Origin of the sequence: Cohnella ginsengisoli, assembly GCF_029525555.1 — a bacterium.
In the GTDB taxonomy this organism is placed as follows: domain Bacteria; phylum Bacillota; class Bacilli; order Paenibacillales; family Paenibacillaceae; genus Cohnella; species Cohnella ginsengisoli.
Window position 1 is genome coordinate 1955311 of the sequence record NZ_JAPDHZ010000003.1, and the last position, 17801, is coordinate 1973111.

A 17801-nucleotide genomic window follows, 5' to 3' on the forward strand; every position below is an offset into this window, starting at 1 on the left:
TTGTCTCCTATACGTCCCGCCCCTCCGCATCCCGCGGATCGCGACTCTCCGCCTCCATACCTTCCTGCCGGTACTCCGACGGCGTGCAGCCCGCCTTCTTGCGGAATACTTGCGAGAAGTGACGCACGTCGGGGTAGCCGACCCGCTCCGCGATGTCCCCGATCTTCAGCTCCGATCCGCCCAGCAGCTCCATCGCGCGCGAGATTCGCAGGTTGGTGACGTACTCTTTGAAGCCCGTCCCTGTCTTCTGCTTGAACAGCTGGCTGAAGTACACCGGGTTCAGGTAAACGATCGACGCCACTTTCTCCAGATTAATCTCGGCGCCGAAGTGCGCGTGGATGTACTGCACCGCCACCTCGATTGCCTTTTCCCCGCCGCTCGCGTAATGATCGTACACCTGCGCGGCCGACGCGCTCCGCATACGGCGCACCTCGCCGGGCACGGCCGCCAGATCGTCGATGCGCCCCGAGTGCAGCACCTGGAACGGCGTCTTCAAATACCGCTTCAGATGCGTGCGGAGCTTGTCGACCAGCAGGCCGAGCCCCGCCTCCTCCCGGAGCGTCACGAGCCCGAGCAGACTGTGCGCGTCGATGCTCGCGACGAACCCTTTGCCGGCGGCATCCATAAGTTCGGTCAGCACGTTTTCCACGATGAAGTGCTCCAGCTTCGTGTCCGCGTCGCTATCCAGACGTACCATGAGCAGATTGAAGTACGGGTGGCTCTCCGTAAACGGCGCGACGTCAATGCCGCCCAGGTCGAGCCCTGACGCCCATCGCGCGAATACGCCTTCCCGGAGGAACCGCAGATTGCGCTTCATCAGGTCGGCTTCCTTGTTGCGCTCGCTCTCTTCCGCGATCTCGCGCGCGAGCTCTTCGATCAGTCCGACGAGCGATTCCTTGCCGATCGGCTTGAGCATATAATCCCTGGCGCCGAGCCGCACGGCCTCCTGCGCGTACGCGAACTCGGAGTGCGCCGAGATGACCACCCATTTGACCTGCGGCTGCATCCGACGTGAGAACGCCATCAGCTCGAGCCCCGTCATGCCCGGCATCAGTACGTCGGTTAGCACCAGATCGACGTGCCTCGTCCGCAGCGCTTCCACGGCTTCCTCCGGATTCCCGGCGAGCAGGACGCGATGCTCGGGGGAACCCGCGGGAGATCGTCCGCTCGATGCCGCTGCGGATGATCTCCTCATCGTCGACGACGAGAATATTCATCGGGAATCCCCCTCTTCTGTAGGTTTCGGAAACGAAACCGTAATCTTCGTGCCGCGCTCGCGTTCGCTCTCGATCCGAAGTCCGAACCCTTCCCCGTACATCAATGCAATGCGGCGATGCACGTTCGCGAGCCCGATACCCCGGCGTCCCGCGGGATCCTCCTGCCGGCCCGGCGCCACGGCCGCCGCCTCCTCCAGCGACTGCCGAATGCGGAGCAGCGCCTCCTCGTCCATGCCGACGCCGTTGTCTTCGACGACGATGACGAGCGCGTCCTCCGTCTCCTCGGAGCGGATCCGGAGCGCGCCTTCGCGACTTAGCGGCTCGAGCCCGTACTTCACGGCATTCTCCACGATCGGCTGCAGGATCATCTTCGGCACTTGAGCGCCAAGCCAGCGCTCTTCGACTTCGATCTCCGTATTCACGCGGCCGCCCAGCCGGGTCTCGATAATGGTGAGATAGTGGCGCAGCTGCTCGAGCTCAAGCCGGAGCGGCGCGCGCGAGGCTTCTTCCCAGTCGCTGCTGTATCTGAATATCCGGGATAGCGCCAGAATCAGGCGGCCAAGCCTGTCGTTCTCCCGCTCGTCGAGCATCCAGTAGATCATGTCGAGCGTATTGAACAAAAAGTGCGGATTGACCTGGGACTGCAGCGCCTGCAGCTGGGCGTTTTTCTCGCTGATCGACAACAGCTTTTCCCGCTCGATCAAGTTGTCCATCTGCTGGACCATTCGGTTGAACGAGCCGACGAGCACGTTAAGCTCCTGATAGGAATGGACGCGGACCCGCCCCTGAAAGTTCCCTAGCTCGACCTGCTTCATTTGCTGAATCAGCCGCTTGAACGGCGAGGAAAACGAGCGCGACACGAGCGTCGCGAGCGCCGTCGCGGCGACGACGAGCAGGATGACGACCGTGAGCAGGAAGCGCTGCGTCTGCTTCAGCTCCAGCTTCAGGTCGCGCTTCGGCGTCACGCCGACGACCGTCCAGTCCGCAGTGCCGATCCGGGCCGCGGTCAGCAGCGCGTCCTGGCGGTCGCGGACGGCGACCTCGCCCTTTTTCAGCGTGCCCGGCCAATCGGCGGGCAACGCTTCCCCGTCCCCATCCACCTCGGGCCTCGTCCGGACGATCACGTTCCCGGCCGAGTCGCGGATGACGACGCTGCTGCCCGGCCCGATGCTGGCGTTGGACAGCGCGGAGAGAATCGGATCCTCCTCCGTCTCGATCAGCACGTAGCCGACCGACTTCATCGTGCTGAGCTCGAACAGCTGGCGGCCGAACGCGAACACCGGGCTGTCGATCCCGCCGCTCATGGGCGCCTGCGGGAAGACGCCGAGCCAGCGCATGTCCCCTTTGGACTTTTGCAGCTCGGTATACCAGTCGGTGGAATTGTAATCCCGCGTCGAAGAGCCGACCGAGCGATCGAAGCTGTATACCTTGCCCTGGCTCGAGATGACGTGGATGCCGACGATATCGCTGCGCGAATAGAAGATAGCGCCGAGGATGTCCGTTATCTGCCGTTCCCGGTTGACCGAGCTGACTTCCGGAGAGCCCGCGGGCGTCTTCTGCTGCAGCAGCTGCATCAGCTCGTTGTTGCTGTTGAGCGACTTGGTGACGCTGTCGTAGCCTTTGAGCATGAGCTCGAACAGGCCGACCGTCTGCGATATGTTTTTTTCCGCGATCACGCCGACCCTGCCCCTGATCTGCTCGGTCGCCCGTTGGTAGTAGACGAGGCTGACGACGAGCAGGAGTCCGAGCATGCTGAACAGGAAGATCAGGAACAGGCGGCCGTGGATGGATTGGAATCGTCTCATCCCCACATCTTAACCTTTAACTGCGCCAGCTACCATGCCCTTCGTGATTTTCTCGGCCAGCAGGAAGTAGACGAGGATGACGGGCAGCGCTCCGAGCACGAGGAAGGCGCCGATCGCCCCGTAGTTGACCGAATACTGGCTGACGAAGCTGTATACGCCGAACGGCAGCGTCTTGAGCGCTTCCTTGGAGATGAACGTGGCGGCGAGAATGTACTCGTTCCACACGTTGATGAACGTCAGGATGCATACGGTCATGATCGGCGGCACCGACACGGGCAGGATGATGCTGCGGAAAATGCGGAACACGTTCGCCCCGTCCATGATGGCCGACTCCTCGATCTCGTGCGGAATCGTGCGCAGGAAGCCGCTCATGATGAAGACGGCGATCGGAATCTGGAACGCGATATACGGCAGGATCATCGCCCAGCGGGTATTCAGGACGTGAATGTTTTTGAAAATGAGCATGAGCGGCAGCAGCGTGCTCTGCAGCGGAATCATCAGGCCCATCAGGAAAATCAGCATGACGACGTTGCCGTATTTCCAGCGGAAGCGCGTGATCGCGAACGCGGCCAGCGACGCGAGCAGGATGACGCAGACCATCGTGACGGAGGTGACGATCACGCTGTTCAGCAGGTAGTGCCAGTAACGGCCGCCGGCGAGCGCGTTCGAATAGTTGCTCCATTGCAGGGAAGCCGGGAGGGCGAAGAAGCTGCCCGACAAGATCTCCTCGTTGGTCTTGACCGAGTAGATGAGCAGCCACAGCAGCGGATAGAGCTGCGTGACGAGCAGGACGCCGAAGAAGCCGAATACGATCGTCTTTTTAAGGGAGAACCCACGCCGACGGACTTGCACGGTCGGCTCCCGGACGGCGATGCTGGCGGATTGGCTCATGGGGTTAGCGCCCCCTTTCGTAGGATCGCCGCACTAGTTGTAACGCTTTTCGATGCGGTTGAAGAGGAGATTGATGACGACCGTAGCGGCCAGGCACACGACCACGAGAAAGCAGGCGATGGCGCTGCCGTAGCCGTACTTTTGCGACAGAATCGAGATATTGTACATATGGCTGGCGAGAACGTCCGTCGCATGCGCGGGTCCGCCGGCCGTCGTGACCATGATGAGGTCGAACGACTGTAGCGATCCGATGAACGAGAGCACGACGGAGATCTTGAAGATCGGCACGATCATCGGCAGGGTAATATATCGGTCGGCCTTGAAGCCCTCGGCGCCGTCGATCTTGGCGGCTTCGTAGATATCGGCCGGAATGTTCTGTATCCCGGTGAACTGAATGAGGATGTGATAGCCCAGATACTGCCACAGCCCGATGACGATGATGGCGTAGATCGCCACCTTCGGCTCCGACAGCCAGGCATGCGTCCAGGAACCGAGTCCGAGCTTGATGAGGATCTGATTGATCATGCCTCCCTGCGACGCAGGGTTGTAGATGGTCTTCCACAGCTGCCCGATCACGGCGACGGACAGAATGACGGGCATAAAGTAGCTCGATACGAGAAAGTTAGGCTTGCGGACAAAGCGGCTGATCAGGATGGCGACGAACAAAGCGAGCGGCAGCTGCACCAGCATGGAGAAGCCGGCCAGCATGAACGTCCGCCTGACGGACGGCCAGAATACCGAGTCGTTCGTGAACATGCGGCGGAAATTGTCGAGGCCGACGTGCTTAGCGACGCCGATGCCGTTCCAATTCAGGGTGGCGTTGTAAAAGGATACGATGATCGGCGCGAATACGAGGCCGACGTACAGCAGCAGACAGGGCAGCACGAACGCCGCGATCGTCCAGCGGGATACCTTCAGCACATTCAAGGCGGGCGCCTCCTTCGGCGGCATGGGCGATACGGAGACGGAGGGAGGCGCCAGGCGTCCCCCTCCGTACCGCGATCGTCAGCGCCGATTATTCTTTGTTGTCTTCGTAAGCTTGCTGGTGCTCCTTGGCGACCGCCGCGGCATCCTTCTTGGAGACGAACAGGTTCTGGATGCTGGACAGATGCGCCTGAGACGTGGCCGGATTCATCGTGTTGTCGAAGGAGATGTCGCCGCCCTTGACGTCCTTGAACATCGCGAGCACTTCCATCGCCATGTCGGAGTAGCCTGCCGCCTTGAAGTCGCCGTCCACCTTTTGCGCGACCCCGACGGCGCCCTTGACCGCGAACGCTTCCTTCGGATAGTTCAGCATGAAGTAGTTCAGGAAGTCGAGCGTCTCCGGCAGGTGCTTGCTGTTCTTGGATACCGCGAACGCGCTGCCCGGCGCCAGCATGAACTGGTTCGGATCGCCCTTGCCGCCGACCGTCGGGAACTTGAACACGCCGACGTTGCCGTCTTTGTTCGCGTCGGATACCTCGATGCCGCCGGTCGCCCAGCTGCCCATGAAGTACATGGCGGCCTTGCCCGTCTTGAACAGGTTCTCGCCGGCGTTGTAGTCGAAGCTCGTCGCGCCTTCCTGGAATGCGCCGGCTTGCACGAGCTGCTCGAACGCGTCGACCGCGCTCGTGAACGCCGGGTCTTCGAACGTCTTCTTGCCGTCGACGATGTCCTGCAGGAAGCCCGGACCGCCGTTCGTGCGGAGCAGCACGTTCATGAACAGGAACGAGCCCGTCCAGGTGTCCTTCTCGCCGATGGCCATCGGCTGGATGCCTTTTTCCTTCAGCTTCTTCACGTCGGCGACGAGATCCTCGAACGTCGTCGGCGGCGCGTCGATGCCGGCTTGCTTGAACAGCGCCTTATTATAGTAGAGCAGCGCGATGTTGTTGCCGTCGGGCAGCGCGTACAGGTTGCCGTCGAAGGTGTAGTAGTCCAGGATCCCGGATTGGAACGAGTCCTTCAGGCCGTTCTTCTCGACCATCTCGTTGAGGGGCGCGAACAGGCCGGCGTCGACGTAAGGCTTCATCTGCGCGGACGGGTTGACGATCGTGATGTCCGGCACCTCGTTGGAGGCGGCTTGCGTCTTCAGCTTCTGCTTCTGCTGGTCGGTGTTCAGCGAGTCGAGCTCGATATGGACGTTCGGGTGGTCGGTCTCGTACTGCTTCACGATCTTGTGCAGCATGTTGTACTTCGGATCGGTCGGGTCCGGATAAATGTTCTGGAACGTAATCGTTACTTTTTCGCCGCTGGCGGCGCTGGAGGAGGCGGGCGCGCTGGCCGAAGCCGAGGCCGGCGTAGAGGCCGAAGCCGATGGGGAAGCCGCCGCGTCGCCGCCGTTGTTCCCATTATTGGAAGAGCCGCAGGCTGCCAAGCTGACGGCGAGGAAGCCCGCCATCGCGGTGCCAGCCACCTTTTTTGCCGGTCGTAATCATGTTCGAATCCCCCCTTGACTTGGTATAGCCTCATTATGCTCGGAGGTGTAATCGCATACAATGCGTATACTTAGGAGTCGATGTTTGTTTTCTTAATATGGCTTCAAAATGGATTGATAATGGTTTGCGAAACATCGGACTTCGCGCGTCGCAGTAATCGCAATTTCTGCGGTTGTAGCTGGTCGTCTTTTAAGTAACGGTGCTTTTCGCGCTTGCAGCACCCGCTTTTCGCCCGCACACCGCTGTAAGCTCGCTTTTCTCGCTTGTTTCCGGGCGCGATTCCAGTAACGTTGCTTTCCTCGCTTGCACATCATCGCAGCGCAGCACAAAAAATCTCCCTCCCCGCTATCCGCGGTTCGGGAGATTCCTTAACCATCGCCTTATTGTCTTCTTCGCACCGGGATCCAGATCTCGCTCCGGTAGTCCGGCTTGCTCGTGTCCTGGCCCTCGTTCCACAGCAGCTCGGGACCTGGCGCCAGCTCGTAGCTCGAAGACGGAAACCACTCGGCGTAAATCCGCCCCCAGACGGATTGCAGCGCGGACGGGAAAGCGCCGACCGCCTCGAATACGGCCCACTCCGAAGCGGCGACCTCCAGCGCGTTCAGGTGCGCCGGGCATTCCCGCGTCGTCGCGGCACCGATGTACTGGTCGACCTCGCCGCCGTCTTTCCTTCCCTCCGAAAAGTTCGCCGAAGCGCTGATCAATCCGGCCGGCTCGACGTCGGACAGCCCCTTCAGCTCCGCGATCAATTCCCCCCGTCAGACGGCCCCAAAGCTCCGCGATGTGCGGGTTGACGCCCTCATAGATCAGGGGCACCCGCTTCATGATACCGACGATGCGAAACGCCTCTTTTTCAACCAACCGATACTTCATCTCGTCGCCTCCCTCGATCGTCAATCGGAAGGTCATCCGCGGATAGGCTTTGAGCGGCCGGCCGAGCCGGCGCGCCTCGGAGGGCGCCAAGCCGTGCATCGCCTGAAAGGCGCGGGCGAACGAATCCGCCGTGCCGTAGCCGTACTTCACCGCGATATCGAGGATTCTCGCTTCGCTGCCGATCAGCTCGAACGCCGCCAAGGTCAGGCGTCTGCGCCTCACGTACTCCGTCAGCGTCACGCCCGCGAGCGAAGCGAACATGCGGCGAAAATGATGCTCGCCGCAGCAAGCCCGCCGCGCGGCTTCGCCGATATCGGGCGCTTCCTCGTCCGCGAGATGCGCCTCCAGATACGCCAGCCCCTCGTTCAACCGGTCAAGTCCGTTCATGCGGAACGACCTCCCTTCGCCTTCAAGATTAGCAAGACCGACACGGAGAGGTCCGACTTTTCCGGTGCAGGTTCGGACGGATGACGATGCAACGCAGGAAAGAGCGCCGGATTACAGGAGCCTCCAGAATACGGCCGGTTATACCTTCGCGATCTTGGCCGGATTGTTGATTTTGTAAGGAATCGGATGCTTCGCAAGCTTTTTGGCGACGACCTTGGCCTCGAACGTGAGCTTGTCCCCCGCCTCGAGCTCAAGCTTCTTCAGCGTGGCGCTGTGGCTCGACCATGCCTCGCCCAGCTCCGTCTCCGTGCCGGCGATTGTGACCGCCTCATAGATGATGACCTCGTCGTCGTTGTCCGCGAAGTGGTTGGGCACCGTCGTGAACTCCTTGACGGTCGCCGTCAGCTTGACCTTTTCCTCGGGAAGCTGCACCTTCTTCGACCGCGCCGCACCGGCCTTCGCCTTGGGCAGCGCCCTGGTGGCAGCAGGAGACGCAGGAGACGCATCCCCCGATGCGACGAACGAAGCGAACGCGTCCGCCGCCGAACGATCGTCCTCTGCCGGCGCCTCTACGCCCGGGGGAGACGCCGATGCCGGGCTCGCCGCGACGGGGGCCGTCTCGGATGCAGTCTCCGCGGCCGTCTCCTCGCGCTCGCCTCCCGCATCCTCCGTATCCGCGGCGCTCGCATAGCGCTGGCCAAAGTTCGCCGCCTGCATTTCCTTCAAATAAGAGGGGTGAATGCAGTGCTTCTGCTTGTTCGGGAGCTCGATGACGGCGGTCATATGATCGACGTAGCCGACGATGCCGCAGGCTTCCTTCAGTCCGTTGCCCTTGTAGTAGAACGTCTTGGCCTTGGTCGCCTTCTCGGAGACCAGGTCCCATTCCTTCAGCTTGTCGAGCTGCTCCGCTTCGTCCGCGAACGCAATATAACTCGCCGGCTCAATGACAAACGCGTAAACCATCTTATCCCGCCTTTTATCCATGAATAATCCCGGACCGGACTCATATCCTGTATCCAAGTATAGCGCTATAGCTTGATTATAAATCGTACCGCCGAAAGAATACCACCGCCCGTATTCCCCGCGCGAAGCCGCATCTGCCACCGCGACGCTATTCACCCCGGCCCAAGCGCCCACATACTTTGGTTAAAAAGCAAAGCGGGTGCGATCCATGATCAGCCGCTCCGGCCTCATCGCCTTGCCCGAGGATGCGGGCGCCCATCCTTTGTCCAACGTGGAGTGGTGGTACTGCTACGCCTTGCTGACCGGGAGCAGGGGCGGGCGCTACGCCGTCATGGCTTCCTTTTTCCGCGTCGGGGAATGGGCGGCCCCCAAAGGACATTATATCATCCACTCGCTCGCCCGCTTGGACAGGGCGCGGTTCGAAAGTCATTCGGAGCTCGACCGGTCGCTCGCGCTCCAGATGGCCGGCGTCTACTTGCCCGCTTATTTGCTGGCGCATCCGACCGACGGACATACGTGGGACATCTACAGCCGGCTGCTCGCGAGCGCCCTGCCCGAGCCGCATCGCTATATGCCGTCTTCGTCCGCCAAAGCCCGTCCGACCAGGCTCGCCTACGGCCAGAACCGGATGACGTTCGCGAATGACGCCGAGGCCGGCTTCGAACTGACGCTGAGCGCCGACACCGCTCGGCTTCGCTTGAAGTTCGCGCCGAACAAGCCCGTATCCGTCATCGACGAGTCGGGCGGGCTTAACGGCTTGCGCTATTACTCCCAGACGCGCAGCCGCGTGTACGGAGAGCTGTACGAAGAAGGACGCGCGGAGACGCTGCGCGGCGAAGGCTGGTTCGATCATCAATGGGGGCGCAGCTACGGGCTGCTGACGGGCGAGGGCTGGGACTGGTTCGGGCTGCAACTCGACGACGGCCGCGAGCTGCTCGTCAGCCGGCTGCGGCCGGCCGGTTCGGGCATGGCAAACGGCGCTGAAGCTCGCACCGAGGCCAGGCTCATCGGGCGGGACGGCTCGACGGCGCCGTCGGACCGTGTCGTTCTTCGCCCCTTAAGGCATTGGCGAAGCGAAGAGACGGGCGCCGACTATCCCGTAGCCTGGACGATATCGCTGCCCGACTACGGGATGGCGCTTCGCGTCGCGCCGCTCATGGACCGGCAGGAGATGCCCGTGCTCGGACCGCTGCGGGCGATCTGGGAAGGCGTCGTCTCCTTCGAAGGCGACGGACGGGACGGCGACGGGGCGCCGGCGCGGATCGCGGGCTACGGCTTCATGGAGCTGGTCGGCTATCCGCAGTCCGCACGGATTGCGCCGGCGCCTTTCCGTCACTGGCCGTAGTTGTTCGCCGCGTCCGACAGCTGCCCGGCGACTTCCGCGATAGGCGCCAAGGCTCTGCTGAATTCGTCCATGCCCGCCGATACGGGCTTGGACGAATTCGCGATCTCCCCTACCGTGCGATCCAAAGCAAAAAAAAGAGCAATCCAAAAGAAATATTCGCAACATTCGTATGCTATGGTAGAATCGAGCAACAAAGCGAGCCGGAAAAGCGTTTACTTTGTGAAAACCGACCGCATCGCTATGAACGCCGCCAATATTAAGGAGTGTATGAACCTATGAATTCGGCATCCCCTGTCGCAACGGGAAAGCCGCCCAGCCTGCTGTCGAGCCGCTTCCTGCAAACCATCCTGCTGTCCAACGTCCTGCTGCAAATCGGCATCTGGGTCCGCAACTTCGCGATCCTGCTGTACGTCGCGGCCAAGACGGACAACGACCCCTACGCCATCTCGCTCATCAGCGTCGCCGAGTTCGCCCCGATCTTCGTCTTTTCGTTCATCGGCGGCACCTTCGCCGACCGCTGGAAGCCGAAGCGCACGATGGTATGGTGCGACCTGCTGTCCGCCGTGTCCGTATTCGTCGTGCTGCTCAGCATCCACTTCGGCACCTGGCATGCCGTCTACCTCGTGACCTTTATATCCGCCATCCTGTCGCAGTTCTCCCAGCCCTCCGGCATGCGCCTGTTCAAGCAGCACGTGCCGGAAGCCCAGATGCAGCAGGGCATGGCTATCTTCCAGTCCCTGATGGCCATCTTCATGGTGCTTGGCCCGATGCTCGGCACGTTCGCCTACAGCCGCTTCGGACTGGAGACGTCGATCGCGGTCATGGGCGTCGCATTCCTGCTGTCCGCGGCCGTGCTCGTCCGGCTGCCCGCCGACCTGCCGCAGGAGCGCAATGCCGCGCAGAGCCATTTCCGCCGGGAATTCGTCGAAGGATTCAGCTACGTCTGGCAGAGCCCCGTGCTTCGCATGCTCGGACTGGCCTTCCTGCTGGCGGGCCTCGCCGTCGGCACCGCCCAGGCGCTCAACCTGTTCGTCGTCATCGAACGGCTCGGCAAGCCGGAGGACTTCCTCCAGTACATGCTCATGGTCAGCGGCGGCGCGATGCTCATCGGCGGCGGACTCGTCGCCGCGTTCGCCCAGAAGGTGCCGCCGCAGGCGCTGCTTGCTACAGGCATGTTCTTCGGCGCGGTCTGCACCGTGATCGTCGGCTATTCCACGAGCGTGCCGCTCACGCTGGTCGTCCAGTTCATTAACGGGCTCGTCTTCCCTTGCATCCACATCGGCATCAGCACGATGATCCTCAAGTGGTCCAAGCCGACGATCATCGGACGCGTCAACGGCGTGCTGAGCCCGATGTTCACCGGCATGATGGTCATCTCGATGTCCGCGGCGGGCGCGCTCAAGAAGTCCTTTCCGCTCGAGGTCATCTTCTCGGCGGCCGGCGCCCTGTTCCTGATCGGCACGTTCGCGATGCTGGCGATCGTCAGACAGCGCCCGCCGGTGCACGCCGCCGAGGGCATGGCGCAGACGAGCGCCTAAGGCGTTTGCGTCGTAAGATTTATCGGCGTGTATGAAGATTGAAAATCTTCCGACGCCGAAAAATAAGTTCTATGCTGACTAAATGAAACAGCGGTGGACTAAGACTTGAAACAAAGTCTTAGCCCAGACTTAATAACATCCGAAGCATTGTTTGTAGTCCATGTGGAGAAGCCGCGAATGAAAAGCTGCGCTATCGTTCCAGCTCGCTAAATGCTGGCTGTCAGTCTACGACTTTAGCGGCTGTCGCTCGCTAGCGATGCATGCGATCCTCTCCCTTGCGCGCGGCCAATCGCCGCAGCTCGCGCCGATGCGTAAAGGCAAGCAGCAGCCCGTTCGCGAGCGCGAGTGCCGCGATCGGCGCAGGGAAGGCGCGTGCGAGCGCGTAGACGAACAGCAGCAGCATCCCCAGCACGACCTGGAAGGCGTCCGCTTCGGCGGACGCCTTCTTTGGGCCTCGCGTCAGGCGGCCGCCAAAGAGCAGCGCCGCGAGGATGACCGCATAAGCGAGCGCGCTCTCGAACGAGAGCGCGCACCAGACGCCGAACGTGGTCGCGATCGCTTTGCCGCCTCTTCCCCGAAGGAACGGGGAGAAGGCATGACCAAGTACGGGCATCAAGGCAGACGCGGCAGCGGCATAGCCCGACATGCGTCCGGAAGCGAGCATGATAGCTACAGGAGCCAAGCCTTTGGCAAAGTCGAGCGCGATTCCTGCGATGCCATATGCGAAGCCGGCCGCCCGCCACAGATTCAGGGCACCCGGATTGCCGTCGCCGATCTCGCGAAGGTTGCTGCGCGCCGCAAGGCCCAGCCAGTAGGAGAACATGAGCGAGCCGCACAGGAACAGCGCCGCCGACCAGAGGAGGAACGTCACTTCGAATCGCCCCTCACGCGGATTTTTCTCCCTTTCCAAGGCACATGTCCGACGATCAGCACGCGATACGACGAGTAAAGCATGATGTACAGGAAAAACGCGGTGCTGATCGGATGAAGCGCCGGCAGCCAAAGCCCGAAGCGCCCGGTATGGCGGGAAAAATAATAGATCTGCAGCGTATACAGCAAATAGCCGGCCGCCCATGCGGGCGCCACGGCCGTATGGAGGACGAATGGCGCGGCCTCGGCGCCAATCAAACCGACCAGCCATAAGGCGATCAGCAGCACCGTCGGCTTGGCGAGCTTGCCCGTGCTCTGCACCGCGCCTTTGCCGAAGCCCTCGACTTCGCTGCGAATGCCGCCCGGATACATGCGAAACGTCACCAAGCCGCGACCGATAAAATTCGTGACCGGCACGCCGGCCTCGGCGAACCGCGCCCCGAGCGTCAAATCGTCCAGGAGCTCGCCTTTGACGCCCTCATGGCCTTTCGCAAGCTCGTAGTCGGCGCGCGACGTCAGGATGCAGGAGCCGTACAGCCCCTTCTGCGCGTTGGCCCGCTCGAACGGCGACGTAAACGCGAATAGGCCGAGCAGGTTCGGGACCAGTGCCAGCCGTTCGTACAACTTTTCCGTGTAGTGGTAAGGAACGACGGATACGACGCCGTTCGTGCGAGACCTCGCTTCGACCAGCGCGCCGAGCGCGTCGGGCGCGAGCCGCACGTCCGCGTCCAAAAACGCGATCAAGTCTCCCGTCGCCCGCAAATAGCCGTTCCACACCGCCCAGTTCTTTCCCGTCCAGCCTTCCGGCAGCGGCAAGCCTTCGACGAGCGTCGCACCGAATTCTCTGGCGATCGGGCCTGTCCGGTCCGCGGATCCGTCGTCGACGACGATGATCTCATACGGCCGATAACGCTGCGCGCGAAGCGACGAGAGCAGGTGCGGCAGGTTCTCCTCCTCGTTCCTTGCCGGAATGACGACCGACAGTCGGGATGTCTCAGAAGACCGCGAAGCTGATTGCGGGATCGTATTCCTTCGGAAAAGGACAAAGCCCGCGGCGCACGCCGGAACCATAAACGCCAGCCAGATCCACATGCCGCTCCCCCCGCCCCTCGCCCGATGATTCGGCCCATGCGCCGTTATCTCATCTTATTAGCTGGCGAGGGAAAAGATGATCGGGATCCGGCCATCCGGGAGGTTGAAGCCATAGTCAAGGTCAGCGTGGAATGGAGGCGAGACCGGATCAAGACGGACGCTTTTCTTTTTTGGGAGAAATCGTGTAACTGAAGCTGATCAAAAAGTCGATGCCCAGCACGACGGACCAGAGCCGGATGACCCGGACGAGCTGCTCCGTGCCGTTCGCATCGTCGACGAGGTAGATCATGCCGGCCAGGCAGAGACAGCCGATCGCCCAAGCCAGCAGATGCTTGAACCAGCCGAGGCGTTCCTGCCGCGCATGCTCGCGTCCGAATCGCGCCTTGGGCGCCGGCGCCGCCCCCCCCGGCGAACCGATGGGCGAAGCGTTCGTCCGCCCACCGGACCATCGCGTGGCCGAACGCGATCGAGACGCCGATATACACCGCGGAGAGTCCGTGCGCGAACGTCGCTTCGGCGCCCTGTCTCAAGTGCGCGACCGTCACCGCGAGCAGGACGATATCGACGACCGGTGTCAGCAGGAGCAGGGCGGAGCCCGTCTTTTTCCATTTCAAAAGGTAACGGCAAGCAAGCCCCGCCAGAATAAGCACCCAGAACGCGACTTCGCAGCCGATGATGACGCCGAGCATTTCAACCTCTCCTTTTACCATACAATCGTATTAAATAAGACCAGTATATCAGCTTCTTTTAATAATACAATCGTATTATAATAAGGACATGCCAAAAATCGTCGACCATGAGAAACGAAAACAGCATATCGCCGAAGCCGTCTGGCGCCTCGTCCGGCGCGAGGGCATCGACGGCGCATCCGTGCGAAGAGTCGCGGAGGAGGCAGGCCTGACGCTCGGCGCGCTGCGGCATTACTTCGACGCGCAGCACGATTTGCTCGCCTACGCGATGCGCCTGCTGATCGAGCGGGTCGGCGCGCGAATCGAAAGGCTTCCGCTCTCGGGAGAGCTGCGAGCGGACATGGAGACGATCGTCGCGCAGCTCGTGCCGCTGGACGAAGAGCGCCTGGCGGAAGCCGAAGTCTGGCTGGCGTTCGCGGGCAAGGCGGTGTCCGATCCCGCGATCCGCGCGCTCAGCGAAGAGGCTCACAAGGCGCTGTATGAAGGTTTCAAGCGCATGATCGTCGCCCTGTGCGAGCGGGGACTCGCCCGGCCCGGCATCGATCCGGAGCTCGAGGCCCGCCTGCTGCACGCGCTCGTCGACGGACTCGTCGTCCATCATACGATCTACGCCGAGCATCTGGACCCCGCCGGGCTGATGCGAATCGTATCCGCACATCTGGACGGGCTGTTCAAGGCCGAATAGCGTGACGGAACGGAGCTGAGCGGCTTACCGCGAACCGCCGCTCTCTTTGGTCTATCGCTACGTCGTCGCCACTCGCTGCTTGCAGCGTCCCGCAGCATCCGCTGCGGAAACCGCTTCGGCTTCCGGGCGCGAGCGTTCCGAATGCTCGACGATCCCCTCCGCCGCGCGCTTGCCGACGACGATGCGAAGCGGTATGCCGAATAGACCCGCATCCTTGAGCTTGACGCCCATGCGCTCGTCCCGGTCGTCGAGCAGGGGATCGACGCCGCTTGCTTGCAGCGTCCGGTATAGTTCTTCCGCGAGCGATCTCTGCGTCTCGGCGAGGTTCGACCTTAACCCCCGCCCCGCGCCTCGGCATGCTCCGTCCGAATTTCCGCCGCGCCGCCCATGTAGGGCCGCAGCGCCAACGGCACGTAGACCGAGCCATCCTCCCGCTGGTGGTTCTCCAGCAGCGGGATCAGGATGCGCGGCGTGGCGACCGCCGTATTGTTAAGGGTGTGCGCGTAGCGCAGCGTCCCGTCCGCGTCGCGGTAGCGAATCCCCGCCCGTCGCGCCTGAAAGTCCAGCACGTTCGACGACGAGTGCGTCTCCCCGTAAGCGCCGCGGCTCGGCATCCACGTCTCGATGTCGTACTGCTTGTGCGTCTTCTGCGACATGTCGCCGATGCAGACCGCCACGACGCGGTACGGCAGCTCGAGCAGCCGCAATATTTCCTCGGCGTTGGCCGTGATCTCCGCCAGCATCGCGTCCGACTCCGCGGCTTCGCCGCGACATACCACGACCTGCTCGACCTTGGCGAACTGATGCACCCGATACAGCCCGTGTACGTCTCGCCCTGCCGAGCCGACCTCGCTTCGAAAGCATGGCGTCGCTGCCGCAAGGCGGATCGGTTCCTCCAGGTTCACCGTCTCGCCCGCGTAATACGATACCAGGCCGACCTCCGACGTACCGATCAGATACTTGTCGCCTTCGGCAAGCGCGTAGGTCTGGTCCTTTCCCGCCGGGAAAAAGCCGGTATTTTCGAACGCCTCGCCGCGCATCACGGCCGGCAGCTCGAGCGGCGTGAAGCCCCGCCGCTCCATCACGTCCATCGCCAGCTGCTGCACCGCCCGATGCAGGCGGCTGCCGATGCCCTTCAGCACGTAGCTCCGCGTGCCTCCGAGCTTCACCCCGCGCCCCAGATCGAGCAGGCCGAGCCGCTCGCCAAGCCGAACATGATCCAGCGGTTCGAACGCGAACGCGGGAATCTCTCCGACCCGGCGCAGCTCGACATTGTCCGCGTCCGATCGCCCGTCCGGCGTGTCCGCCGATACCGGATTCGGCACGAGCTCGAGCAGCGATCGCCACGCGGCCGAGACTTCCGTTAACCGCGCCTCGAGCGCCTCGAGCTTCGCGTTTGCCTCCCGCACCTTTCCTTTTGCTTCGCCGACCAGCGCTTCGTATGCGGCGGCGCCCGAGGCTTCGCCAGGCAACGCCGCATTGCCGAGTCTCGCGCCCCGTTCCCCGGCGTTTCTAACGTTAGCCCCGCTCGGCGCCCGCTGCGACTTGACGAGCGCGGCGATTGCCTCGCTCTGCCTGTTGCGCTCGGCCCGCAGCCCCTCGACCTCCTGCAGCAGCGACCTGCGCGACGCGTCCAGCTTCAGCAGCTCGCGAATCGACACCGCGATTCCTTTGCGGTCCGCCGTATGCTGCAGCAGCTCCGCATGTTCGCGAATATAGGTCATATCCAGCATGCTTGCCAGCCTCCTTCCCTAGCCCCGCCGCTTGCGGAAGTCGTTCATGAATCCGGCTAACGCCCGGCAAGCCTCCACGGGCACGCCGTTGTAGATCGAGGCCCGGATCCCGCCGACGCTCCGATGACCCGCAAGACCCGCAAAGCCGGCAGCCTGCGCCTCCTGCACGAACGCCTTCTCGAGCGCTTCATCCGGCAAACGCCACGTCGCGTTCATCGCCGAACGGTCCGGCTTCTCCACGATGCCGCGGTAAAATCCGCCGCTCCCGTCGATCGCCTCGTAGAGCATCGCTGCCTTCTCCGCGCTCCGCGTCTCCATCGCGGCGACGCCCCCTTCCCGGGCCGTCCAAGCCAGCATCAGCTTCATCATGTAGATGCTGTGCACCGGCGGCGTGTTGTACAGGGAATTGTTGCTCGCGTAGGTTGCATATCGGAAAATCGCAGGTACCTTGGCATTCGCCGCCGCCGCCAGCAGGTCCTCGCGGATCACGACGGCCGTGACGCCCGCCGGTCCCAGGTTTTTCTGTGCGCCCGCATAGAACATAGCGAATCTCTTCCAGTCGATCTGCCGGCTCAATATGTCGCTCGTCATGTCGCCGATCAGCGGAATGCCGCCCGTGTCCGGAAATGTCTTGAACTGCGAACCTTCGATCGTATTGTTCGTCGTCACATGGGCGTAAGCGGTATCTCCCTCAGTCAGACTCGCCAATGCCGCTTCCACGTCCGGCAGTTTCGCCCACCCGGTCGCCTTGCCGCTCGCCAGCACCTCCGCGGCTCCGACCGTCAGCGCCTCCTCGTACGCCTTTTCCGAGAAGCTTCCCGACAGCACGTAACGCCCGACCTTGCCCGCCGTCAACAGGTTCATCGCCAGCAAAGCGAACTGCGCGCTCGCCCCGCCCGACATGAACAGCACGCGGTAGCCCGCATCCCGCAGGCCGATCAGCTCAAGCAGCTGCCGCTCCGTCTCCGCGATCATGCCTTCCACCGGCTTGCTGCGATGCGACATTTCCAGGAGCGACATCCCCTGCCCACCATAATCCACGAAGCTGTCCCGTCCCTGCTCCAGCACCTCGAGCGGCAGCGCCGCCGGTCCCGGATTGAAGTTGTACGTCCGATCCATTTTCCTTCGCCTCTTTCTCCAAGATAGTCGGTTGAAAACGCAAAGACGCCCCTCGTCCGAATTGGGACGAGGAGCGTCAGCTCGCGGTGCCACCCAACTTGATGAACCGGCGCGCGGGGCGCGGCTCATCCTCTTGGTTCCGCGGTAACGGGCGGGGCCGGTAAACTTAGGATGCGGCCG

General features: G+C 62.4%; 14 protein-coding genes and 3 pseudogenes. 3 read left to right on the top strand and 14 right to left on the bottom strand.

Features of this window, described 5'->3' with window-relative positions; translation table 11 throughout:
- Positions 1 to 7: 7 nt before the first annotated feature.
- From OMP38_RS20125 to OMP38_RS20155, 7 genes and pseudogenes are all read right to left on the bottom strand, one after another.
- Positions 8 to 1195: a helix-turn-helix domain-containing protein gene (locus OMP38_RS20125; RefSeq protein WP_338130552.1), complete on the bottom strand. Its 1188-nt coding sequence runs from the start codon at positions 1193 to 1195 to the stop codon at positions 8 to 10.
- A gap of 18 nt (positions 1196 to 1213) precedes the next feature.
- Positions 1214 to 3022, bottom strand: a complete 1809-nt coding sequence (locus OMP38_RS20130; protein ID WP_277566671.1) for a sensor histidine kinase — start codon at positions 3020 to 3022, stop codon at positions 1214 to 1216.
- 9 nt (positions 3023 to 3031) lie between these two features.
- A complete protein-coding gene (locus tag OMP38_RS20135; protein WP_277566672.1) occupies positions 3032 to 3913 on the bottom strand; it encodes a carbohydrate ABC transporter permease in 882 nt (293 codons plus the stop codon).
- 33 nt (positions 3914 to 3946) lie between these two features.
- The gene (locus tag OMP38_RS20140) at positions 3947 to 4840 is read right to left on the bottom strand and encodes a carbohydrate ABC transporter permease (RefSeq protein WP_277566673.1); all 894 of its coding nucleotides are present in this window, start codon (positions 4838 to 4840) and stop codon (positions 3947 to 3949) included.
- 88 nt (positions 4841 to 4928) lie between these two features.
- Positions 4929 to 6305 carry an extracellular solute-binding protein gene (locus OMP38_RS20145; RefSeq protein ID WP_420869683.1) on the bottom strand — a complete coding sequence of 459 codons (1377 nt, stop codon included), beginning with the start codon at positions 6303 to 6305 and terminating at the stop codon, positions 4929 to 4931.
- A gap of 402 nt (positions 6306 to 6707) precedes the next feature.
- Positions 6708 to 7587, bottom strand: a pseudogene (locus tag OMP38_RS20150) (AraC family transcriptional regulator).
- 138 nt (positions 7588 to 7725) lie between these two features.
- On the bottom strand, positions 7726 to 8550 hold the full coding sequence (locus OMP38_RS20155; protein ID WP_277566674.1) for a hypothetical protein: 825 nt from the start codon (positions 8548 to 8550) through the stop codon (positions 7726 to 7728).
- A gap of 208 nt (positions 8551 to 8758) precedes the next feature.
- On the opposite strand from OMP38_RS20155, the gene OMP38_RS20160 reads away from it, so the two are divergent.
- A complete protein-coding gene (locus tag OMP38_RS20160; RefSeq protein WP_277566675.1) occupies positions 8759 to 9895 on the top strand; it encodes a lipocalin family protein in 1137 nt (378 codons plus the stop codon).
- Here the strand turns inward: OMP38_RS20160 and OMP38_RS20165 are convergent.
- A complete protein-coding gene (locus OMP38_RS20165) occupies positions 9883 to 10020 on the bottom strand; it encodes a hypothetical protein (RefSeq protein ID WP_277566676.1) in 138 nt (45 codons plus the stop codon). The genes OMP38_RS20160 and OMP38_RS20165 overlap by 13 nt on opposite strands.
- Positions 10021 to 10170: 150 nt before the next feature.
- On the opposite strand from OMP38_RS20165, the gene OMP38_RS20170 reads away from it, so the two are divergent.
- Positions 10171 to 11433, top strand: a complete 1263-nt coding sequence (locus OMP38_RS20170) for an MFS transporter (protein WP_277566677.1) — start codon at positions 10171 to 10173, stop codon at positions 11431 to 11433.
- A gap of 250 nt (positions 11434 to 11683) precedes the next feature.
- Here OMP38_RS20170 and OMP38_RS20175 read toward each other — a convergent pair whose 3' ends face one another.
- The 3 genes and pseudogenes from OMP38_RS20175 to OMP38_RS20185 all read right to left on the bottom strand — a co-directional run bounded on the left by OMP38_RS20175 (position 11684) and on the right by OMP38_RS20185 (position 14084).
- The gene (locus OMP38_RS20175) at positions 11684 to 12304 is read right to left on the bottom strand and encodes a glycerol-3-phosphate acyltransferase (RefSeq protein WP_277566678.1); all 621 of its coding nucleotides are present in this window, start codon (positions 12302 to 12304) and stop codon (positions 11684 to 11686) included.
- Positions 12301 to 13395 (bottom strand): glycosyltransferase, encoded by a 1095-nt coding sequence (locus OMP38_RS20180; protein WP_277566679.1) that lies wholly within the window; start codon positions 13393 to 13395, stop codon positions 12301 to 12303. The genes OMP38_RS20175 and OMP38_RS20180 overlap by 4 nt, the downstream gene beginning before the upstream one ends.
- Positions 13396 to 13543: 148 nt before the next feature.
- Positions 13544 to 14084: pseudogene (locus OMP38_RS20185) on the bottom strand (hypothetical protein).
- A gap of 88 nt (positions 14085 to 14172) precedes the next feature.
- Between OMP38_RS20185 and OMP38_RS20190 the strand changes: the two are divergent.
- Positions 14173 to 14769, top strand: coding sequence for a TetR/AcrR family transcriptional regulator (locus tag OMP38_RS20190; RefSeq protein WP_277566680.1), 597 nt, complete (start codon positions 14173 to 14175; stop codon positions 14767 to 14769).
- Positions 14770 to 14826: 57 nt separating this feature from the next.
- Here the strand turns inward: OMP38_RS20190 and OMP38_RS20195 are convergent.
- From OMP38_RS20195 to serC, 3 genes and pseudogenes are all read right to left on the bottom strand, one after another.
- Positions 14827 to 15072: pseudogene (locus tag OMP38_RS20195) on the bottom strand (His/Gly/Thr/Pro-type tRNA ligase C-terminal domain-containing protein); the annotation flags it as partial.
- A 29-nt stretch (positions 15073 to 15101) separates the two neighbouring features.
- Positions 15102 to 16502, bottom strand: a complete 1401-nt coding sequence (serS, locus tag OMP38_RS20200; protein ID WP_277566681.1) for a serine--tRNA ligase — start codon at positions 16500 to 16502, stop codon at positions 15102 to 15104.
- Positions 16503 to 16520: 18 nt separating this feature from the next.
- Complete coding sequence (gene serC, locus OMP38_RS20205) at positions 16521 to 17621, bottom strand: 3-phosphoserine/phosphohydroxythreonine transaminase (protein WP_277566682.1); 1101 nt, start codon at positions 17619 to 17621, stop codon at positions 16521 to 16523.
- Positions 17622 to 17801 lie beyond the last annotated feature (180 nt).